This is a genomic window from uncultured Streptococcus sp., from assembly GCF_915066115.1.
Classification (GTDB): domain Bacteria; phylum Bacillota; class Bacilli; order Lactobacillales; family Streptococcaceae; genus Streptococcus.
On record NZ_CAJZDT010000088.1, the window covers coordinates 1 to 8,065 of the forward strand.

Consider the following 8,065-nt stretch of genomic DNA (forward strand, 5'->3'; position numbering starts at 1 on the left):
CCCTACTTTTTGTGACAAAAACTATAGTTTTTTATCCAATTATGAAAAGTGCTTTTGGAAACTCCTAAGATTTCTGCTCCTTCGCGAATAGTTATTTCTTTTTGTCTGTGTTTTTTTGCTAAATCATAAAAATTTGGTGGAACATTTATCTTCGGTCTTCCGAACTGTTTCCCTCTTTTTTGAGCTTCTCTAATTCCTTCTAGTTGTCTTTGCTTGATTTGCTCTCTTTCCATTTGCGACACATAGGATAGAACTTGTAAAACCAAATCAGATATTAGTTTACCAGTGATTGTATCGCTGGTATTTTTAGTATTTAAGAGTGGAAAATCTAAAACGCTGATATGTACCTTTTTTGTCTTAGTGAGTAACTGCCATTGTTCTAAAATATCATCGTAGTTCCGTCCGAGTCTATCAATTGATTTAATTACTATCTCATCATCTGCTTGTAGAACTGTTAGCAATTTTTGGTATTCCGTCCTGTCAAAATCTTTTCCAGAGGCCCTATCTATGAAAATTTGATTTTGGGAGATATTTTCTAATGCCAAAGCAGACATTTGTCTATCGATATTTTGCTCCTTAGTGGATACTCGTACATAACCATAACGCATAAGGCTACCACCTATCTTTTTATCTCTATTTTAGACGAAAAGAAAACTACCGCCCATAATGAGTGGTAGTTTGGTGTACTCTTTGCTACTGTATTTTTTGCCAAAATTTTGTCTTGTTTGCGTGAATAGTAGTGTTGGATAAAAAATCCTAAGAACTTAAAACCTTTTTAAATCAACCTTTTTGATGTCTACAAAAATTAAAAACAGTATGTTCAATTTTTGCATGTTCATCATAGTGTTTTATAGTTTCCTTTTACAATTATTTTCCTTTCTATTTTATCAATTTTGAGGTTAAAAGTCTATTATTAGTATAAATTTAAAACATTAAATTTTCTGACAATTTATTGAAAAATGAGTGAAAATATGGTATAATGAAACGTAAAATTAATTCAGGTTTCCTGAACCAATAGGAGTAAACAATGAAAAAACTAGGTTTTGTCCTTTTATCTTCAGCCTTGCTATTGACTGCTTGTGCTAATAACCAATCTAAGCCAAGCAACACAAGCGATTCGTCAAAGGTGACAGCCTTGTCTGAAGACAAGCAAAAAATGCTTGATAAGGCCACTGCTGACTATAAGACTTTTGTGCAAGAGCAAATTGATAAACTGTTGACCGATACGGAAGGCTTTGTCAAACTGTTGAAAGAAGGCAAGTTAGAAGAGGCTAAGAAGGTCTATCCACTGATTCGTATGTCTTATGAGCGTTCAGAACCAATTGCCGAGAGTTTTGGTGAGTCAGATGTTAAGATTGACTTCCGTTTAGCAGACTATATGGACGAAAACAAGACAGAAGAAGGTTGGTCAGGTTTCCACCGTATCGAGCGTATTCTTTGGGAAGACAATACAACTAAAGGAACTGAAAGTTATGGCGATCAATTAGTCAATGATATCAAGGAATTGAAAGCCAAGATTGCAACTGTGGATGTGGACTACAAGGTTATGTTGACTGGAGCAGTTGACTTGCTAAACGAAGTGGCAACAAGCAAGATTACGGGTGAAGAGGAAATTTACTCACATACAGACTTGTATGACTTCCGTGCCAATATCGAAGGAGCTGAGAAGATTTTCCAACTCTTTAAACCTTTGCTTGAAAAATCAGATGCTGATTTAGTTAAAGAATTAGAAGCTGATTTCAAATCTGTTAATAGTTTGCTGGACAAACACATGACTGACAAGGAACACTACAAACTCTATACAGATTTGACAAAAGAAGATACCAAAGAATTGTCAGAAGCCGTGACAAAACTTGGTGAACCTCTATCACAAATGGGTAAATTTCTTAGTGGAGAATAAGAGTCATGACTGAAAAAGACGAAAAGTTTTTTGAGAAGAAAATGGACCGTCGAGAATTTCTAAAAAAAGCAGGGATTGGAGGGGCTGGTTTAGCGCTAGGACTCTCTGGTGCTTCTGCTTTTTTCGCACCTAAGCTAGGGAATCAGGAAAAAATCTCGTACGGAAATGAAAAAATTGCTTTTTATGGCAAGCATCAAGCTGGCATTAGTACGCCCATGCAAAAGAATATCTATTTTGTTGTTTTGGACTTGCATACGACAGATAAGGATAAGATTATCCAGTTGTTCAAGGATTGGACAGATTATAGTGCCAAGTTGGTCGAGGGAGAATTGGTCAAAAAAGACAGCCAGAATGCTCTCTTGCCTCCGAGTGATACTGGTGAGACAGTCGGGCTTAATCCGCATCGCTTGACCCTGACTTTTGGTGTGTCTGCAAGTTTCTTGAAAAAGATGAACTTAGAAAACAAGCGTCCTCAAGTGTTCAGAGATTTACCGCCATTCCCTAAAGAGCAATTGCGTGAAAAATATACTGGTGGAGATATTGTCATCCAGGCCTGTGCTGATGATGAGCAGGTTGCCTTTCATGCGATTCGCAATCTCATCCGTAAGGGGAGAAATGCGGTGACTCTTCGTTGGAGTCAGTCTGGATTTGCTGCCATTGGAGATCGAATGGAGACTCCGCGGAATCTCTTTGGTTTTAAGGATGGAACAGCAAATCCAACCAAGGAGCAAGACTTTGACCGCGTTATCTGGGCTGATAGTAAGGACTGGATGGAAAATGGTTCTTATATGGCAGTCCGTCGGATTCAGATGTTTTTAGAGACCTGGGACCGCACCAGTCTCGAAGAACAAGAAAATACTTTTGGTCGTTACAAGGAGAGCGGTGCCCCCTTTGGTAAGAAGAATGAGTTTGATGAGGTGAATTTGAATCTTTTGCCTGATGATTCACATGTTCGTTTGGCTAAGGAAGTGGACAAGCCCCTTTTGCGACGTTCTTATTCTTACTCTGATGGGATTGATGAAAAGACTGGCCAGTTTGATACGGGCTTGCTCTTCATTTCTTTCCAGAAGGATCCAGATAACTTTGTCAAGGTTCAAACCAATCTAGGTGCTACAGATAAGATGAATGAATACATCACTCACATCGGTAGTGGACTCTTTGCTTGCTTTGGTGGTGTGGAGAAAGGAGGCTACATTGGTCAGAAATTATTGGAAGGTTAGAAGCTGGTTCTTGGTTTTAGCTCTGTCATTTTTAATTCTTTCTCCAGTAGGTGCCCAAGAAAGTCTGAGTTCTTACTTTGTGAAAATCACAGATGCGTCCAAAGCGGTCAAAAATGGCAATCAGTCTGAGGCCCAGAAACTCGTTACAGAGATGGCATCAGATTTCGAGAGAGTAAAAGACAGTAATTCTGAGGCTGGTAAAGTCGTCAAGGAAAAGTTAGCCCAGTCAGGCGAGATTACTGAAGACAAACTCACAGAACTTTCTTCAGCCTTATTAGCCTTTGAAAAAGAACAAAATCCTGTTGACTTAGATGCGGAAAAGGAAAAATTGGTGAACCGTTTAAGTCCTCGTTTTGAAGCCTTGGAACAGGCCATTACCTCCAAAGATTTTGAAAAGGTTCGAGAGGCCTTTAAGAAACTGAATTCTACTTGGACCATCAATGAAAGTGTGGTTCGTGATAACAGTACGGCTCATTATGGACGTGTTGAAACAGCTATTTCCTTCCTACGTAGTAGCATGGAAACCGAGCCTACAGATTTTAACTCGATTCAGACTTCCTTTGAGGAACTAAAAAAGGCTATTGATGATTTTGTAAGCGGAAAAGAAGTTGCAGAAGCATCTTCTGATTTGAGTCTTAAAGACGGTATTACCCTTTTGAAGAAGGCTTTGGAGCAATTCCAATCTGGTGATCAATCATCAGGAGCAGCCAGTATGAAGGAATTTATTACTATCTGGCCAACGATTGAGGGTTCTGTCAGCACAACCAATCCTTCCCTCTATACTCGAGTGGAAAGCGAAAGCCCTGTGATTATGGTCAAGGGAAGTGAGAAGGAATACCAAGAAAAATTAGAAAAACTGATTGCAGATTTATCACAAATTGATACCAGTGCACGTTACAATGCCTTTGATGCTATGCTGATTCTTCTGAGAGAAGGTGTAGAGGCTCTCTTAATTGTCATGGCCTTGGTGACGACCTTGAAAGCAGCCAAGATGAGAAAAGGGCTCAAGTGGGTTTATGGTGGTGCTATCACAGGAATCATGGCCAGTCTTGTCATTGCTTTCATCCTTCAAATTGCCTTTCCAGCAGTTACATCAGGCTCCAATCGTGAAATCATTGAAGGAGCAGTTGGGATTTTTGCAGTTGCTATGATGATTTTGATTGGAATCTGGCTCCACAGTAAATCCTCGGTCAAAAAATGGAATGCCTTTATGGAGTCACAAATGGAAACAGTGACTAAAACAGGTTCCTTTATTTCCATGTTTGCCCTTAGTTTTCTAGCTGTTTTCCGTGAGGGAGCAGAAACCATTCTCTTTTATGTTGGGATTTTACCAAGAATTTCCAGCTTTGAATTTGTCTTGGGAATTTCACTTGCCTTGCTGGTTCTAGTAATTATTGCAATCGTGATGAACAAGGCCAGTCAATTCTTCCTGCCTCATAAGGTCTTCTTTATCCTGACTTGGATGATTTATGCTTTGGCTTTCAAGATGCTGGGAGTTAGTATCCATGCTCTTCAGTTGACCAATATGACACCAAATCACTTGCTGACAGGATTTCCAACTATAGACCTGCTTGGAATTTACCCAAGTTGGGAAGGCTTGGCCAGTCAACTAATATTTGTTGTTATTGTCTTGATTGTCACTTTCAGACAGGGTGAAAAATAGATGGATAGAAAAGAATTGACAATCGTTGAACATCTGGTAGAATTTAGAAAGAGATTATTGGCAGTAGTCATTTGTTTCTTTTTGGTTTTCTGTGTCTCTCTGCTGTTTGCAGACCAGATTTACCAGTATGTGACCCAATCTTTTCAGCAAAAGTTGATTGTTTTAGGGCCAAATGATATTTTATGGATTTACATACGCTTAGCTAGTCTGATGGCCTTTACCATCACCCTACCTTATACAGTTTATCATATTTGGTCTTTCATCAAACCTGGTTTAAGAAAGGAAGAAGCTAGAGCAATTTTTGCCTATATTCCAGCTAGTTTCCTTTGTTTTCTAGTTGGACTGGCTTTTGGTTTTTATTTTGTAACACCAGCCTTACTTCAGGTTTTATTAGGGCTAGGAGAAGGACTATTTGAAACACAGTTAACAGCTCAAAATTATCTGTCCTTTGTTTTTCAAACGACCTTGCCCTTGGCTCTGATTTTTGAATTGCCAGTTATCATTGCCTTTTTGACGTCAATTGGACTTATTGGACCAGAATTATTGATTACTTATCGCCGATATGCTTATTTTATCTTATTGATACTTGCAGTCATCTTGACACCAGCCGATTTTGTCAGTGATTTAGCAATGACTGCCCCCCTGATTTTACTTTATGAATTGAGTATTGCCATCAGCAAATACATTATGAAACGCAAGCAGAAAGGAGAGAGAAATGGGAATCTTACGTGATATTGGAGCACCAGGATTGATTATCATCGTTTTAGGAGCTCTCTTGATCTTTGGACCAAAACGATTGCCTGAACTAGGCGAATCAATCGGTAAAATGCTATCTGAATTTAAAAAAGCAGTTAAAGGAACTGAAAATCAAGATAAGGAAGAGTAAGACTTGTGAGTTTTACTAAAAATAAGAAGTTAGGAAGTGTGTCTCTGTCGGACAATTTATCATTTCCTAGCTTTTTCTTGTATTAAGAAAATGTAAGTTTAAGTTTTTTTTAAGAAAACTATATTATTCTGAAGAACTCTAAAATTTCACAGCCATTTATTAGTAATGACTATTGAATTCCTAGTCACTACTAGAAATGGACTAGTTTCTTTGAATAATGGAACTGCTTAATCCTCCTATTCTAGAACGGGATGACTAGTATTTCTTTTATGATAGGACTAGATTGTGGTATAATAGAGAGAATAAGTTTTTTTAGTAAGACAAAGGAGAAAATAGATGATTTATGCAGGAATTCTTGCCGGTGGAACTGGCACACGTATGGGAATCAGTAATTTGCCAAAACAATTTTTAGAGCTAGGTGATCGACCTATTTTGATTCATACAATTGAAAAATTTGTCTTGGAACCAAGTATTGAAAAAATTGTGGTTGGGGTTCATGGAGACTGGGTTTCCCATGCAGAGGATCTTGTAGATAAATATCTACCTCTTCATAAGGATCGTATCATCATTACAAAAGGTGGTGCTGACCGTAATACGAGTATTGAGAAAATCATTGAAGCCATTGATGCTTATCGTCCGCTTACTCCAGAGGACATCGTTGTTACCCACGATTCTGTTCGTCCATTTATTACGCTTCGCATGATTCAGGACAATATCCAACTTGCTCAAAATCATGACGCAGTGGACACAGTGGTAGAAGCGGTTGATACTATCGTTGAAAGTACTAACGGTCAATTTATTACAGATATTCCAAATCGTGCTCACCTCTATCAAGGACAAACACCTCAAACATTCCGTTGCAAGGACTTCATGGATCTTTACGGTTCTCTCTCTGCCGAAGAGAAAGAAATCTTAACAGATGCATGTAAAATCTTTGTAATCAAAGGAAAAGATGTAGCCTTGGCTAAGGGTGAATATTCAAATCTGAAAATTACTACAGTAACAGATTTGAAGATTGCAAAAAGCATGATTGAGGAAGAGTAATAAAATGATTAATCAAATTTACCAACTAACAAAGCCTAAGTTTATCAATGTCAAATATCAGGAAGAGGCTATTGACCAAGAGAATCATATCCTCATCCGCCCTAATTATATGGCGGTCTGTCATGCGGATCAGCGTTACTACCAAGGAAAACGTGATCCGAAGATTTTGAATAAAAAACTTCCAATGGCAATGATTCACGAGTCATGTGGAACCGTTATTTCTGACCCGACAGGAACCTACGAGGTTGGTCAAAAAGTTGTCATGATTCCCAATCAGCCTCCTATGCAGAGTGATGAAGAATTCTATGAAAACTACATGACAGGGACCCATTTCTTATCTAGTGGCTTTGATGGCTTTATGAGAGAGTTTGTTTCTCTCCCTAAAGATCGTGTGGTGGCTTATGATGCTATCGAAGATACGGTTGCAGCCATTACAGAGTTTGTCAGTGTCGGTATGCATGCTATGAATCGCTTATTGACACTTGCTCATAGCAAGCGGGACCGAATCGCCGTCATCGGAGATGGAAGTTTAGCTTTTGTGGTTGCCAATATTATCAACTATACTCTACCAGAAGCAGAGATTGTGGTTATTGGTCGTCATTGGGAAAAGTTGGAACTCTTCTCTTTTGCCAAGGAATGCTATATTACTGATAATATTCCTGAAGATTTGGCCTTTGACCATGCTTTTGAGTGTTGTGGTGGTGATGGTACTGGACCAGCTATTAATGACTTGATTCGCTACATTCGTCCTCAGGGAACGATTCTCATGATGGGAGTTAGTGAGTATAAAGTCAATCTCAATACACGCGATGCCTTAGAAAAAGGTTTGCTCTTGGTTGGTTCCTCTCGTTCTGGTCGCATTGATTTTGAAAATGCAATCCAAATGATGGAAGTCAAGAAATTTGCCAATCGTCTTAAAAATATCCTTTATCTAGAAGAACCTGTAAGAGAAATTAAAGATATTCACCGTGTCTTTGCTACCGACTTAAATACAGCCTTTAAAACCGTGTTTAAGTGGGAAGTATAAGTGCTGGAGGTTAATTGTGGAGAAAATCATTAAAGAAAAAATTTCTTCCTTACTTAGTGAAGAAGAGGAAGTCCTCAGTGTTGAACAACTGGGGGGAATGACCAATCAAAACTATTTGGCCAAAACAACAAATAAGCAATATATTGTTAAATTCTTTGGTAAAGGGACAGAAAAGCTGATCAATCGTCAAGATGAAAAGTACAATCTTGAACTTTTAGAGGATTTAGATTTAGATGTCAAAAATTATCTCTTTGATATTGAGTCAGGGATTAAAGTAAATGAGTACATCGAATCAGCAGTAACTCTTGATTCAATATTCATCAAC

The 8,065-nt window shown here is 38.4% G+C and carries 8 protein-coding genes and 1 pseudogene; 8 read left to right on the forward strand and 1 reads right to left on the reverse strand.

The window, feature by feature from the left end; all coding sequences use genetic code 11:
* Positions 1 to 2: 2 nt before the first annotated feature.
* Positions 3 to 608: a recombinase family protein gene (locus QZ565_RS06675; protein WP_295527296.1), complete on the reverse strand. Its 606-nt coding sequence runs from the start codon at positions 606 to 608 to the stop codon at positions 3 to 5.
* A gap of 419 nt (positions 609 to 1,027) precedes the next feature.
* Between QZ565_RS06675 and efeO the strand changes: the two genes are divergently transcribed.
* From efeO to QZ565_RS06715, 8 genes and pseudogenes are all read left to right on the forward strand, one after another.
* Positions 1,028 to 1,900 (forward strand): iron uptake system protein EfeO, encoded by an 873-nt coding sequence (gene efeO / locus QZ565_RS06680; protein WP_295527299.1) that lies wholly within the window; start codon positions 1,028 to 1,030, stop codon positions 1,898 to 1,900.
* A 5-nt stretch (positions 1,901 to 1,905) separates the two neighbouring features.
* Positions 1,906 to 3,120, forward strand: a complete 1,215-nt coding sequence (gene efeB / locus QZ565_RS06685; protein WP_295527302.1) for an iron uptake transporter deferrochelatase/peroxidase subunit — start codon at positions 1,906 to 1,908, stop codon at positions 3,118 to 3,120.
* Positions 3,095 to 4,783 carry an FTR1 family protein gene (locus tag QZ565_RS06690; RefSeq protein WP_295527306.1) on the forward strand — a complete coding sequence of 563 codons (1,689 nt, stop codon included), beginning with the start codon at positions 3,095 to 3,097 and terminating at the stop codon, positions 4,781 to 4,783. Before efeB ends, QZ565_RS06690 begins: the two co-directional genes overlap by 26 nt.
* On the forward strand, positions 4,784 to 5,515 hold the full coding sequence (tatC, locus tag QZ565_RS06695) for a twin-arginine translocase subunit TatC (RefSeq protein WP_295527309.1): 732 nt from the start codon (positions 4,784 to 4,786) through the stop codon (positions 5,513 to 5,515). It abuts the gene before it with no gap.
* Entirely contained in the window at positions 5,499 to 5,669 is a 171-nt protein-coding gene (gene tatA / locus QZ565_RS06700; RefSeq protein ID WP_000512113.1) for a twin-arginine translocase TatA/TatE family subunit, read from the forward strand. Before tatC ends, tatA begins: the two co-directional genes overlap by 17 nt.
* Before the next feature lie 336 nt (positions 5,670 to 6,005).
* Positions 6,006 to 6,713 carry a 2-C-methyl-D-erythritol 4-phosphate cytidylyltransferase gene (locus tag QZ565_RS06705; protein WP_004259627.1) on the forward strand — a complete coding sequence of 236 codons (708 nt, stop codon included), beginning with the start codon at positions 6,006 to 6,008 and terminating at the stop codon, positions 6,711 to 6,713.
* A gap of 4 nt (positions 6,714 to 6,717) precedes the next feature.
* Positions 6,718 to 7,740: a ribitol-5-phosphate dehydrogenase gene (locus QZ565_RS06710; protein ID WP_000609877.1), complete on the forward strand. Its 1,023-nt coding sequence runs from the start codon at positions 6,718 to 6,720 to the stop codon at positions 7,738 to 7,740.
* A gap of 16 nt (positions 7,741 to 7,756) precedes the next feature.
* A pseudogene (locus QZ565_RS06715) lies at positions 7,757 to 8,065 on the forward strand (choline kinase); the annotation flags it as partial.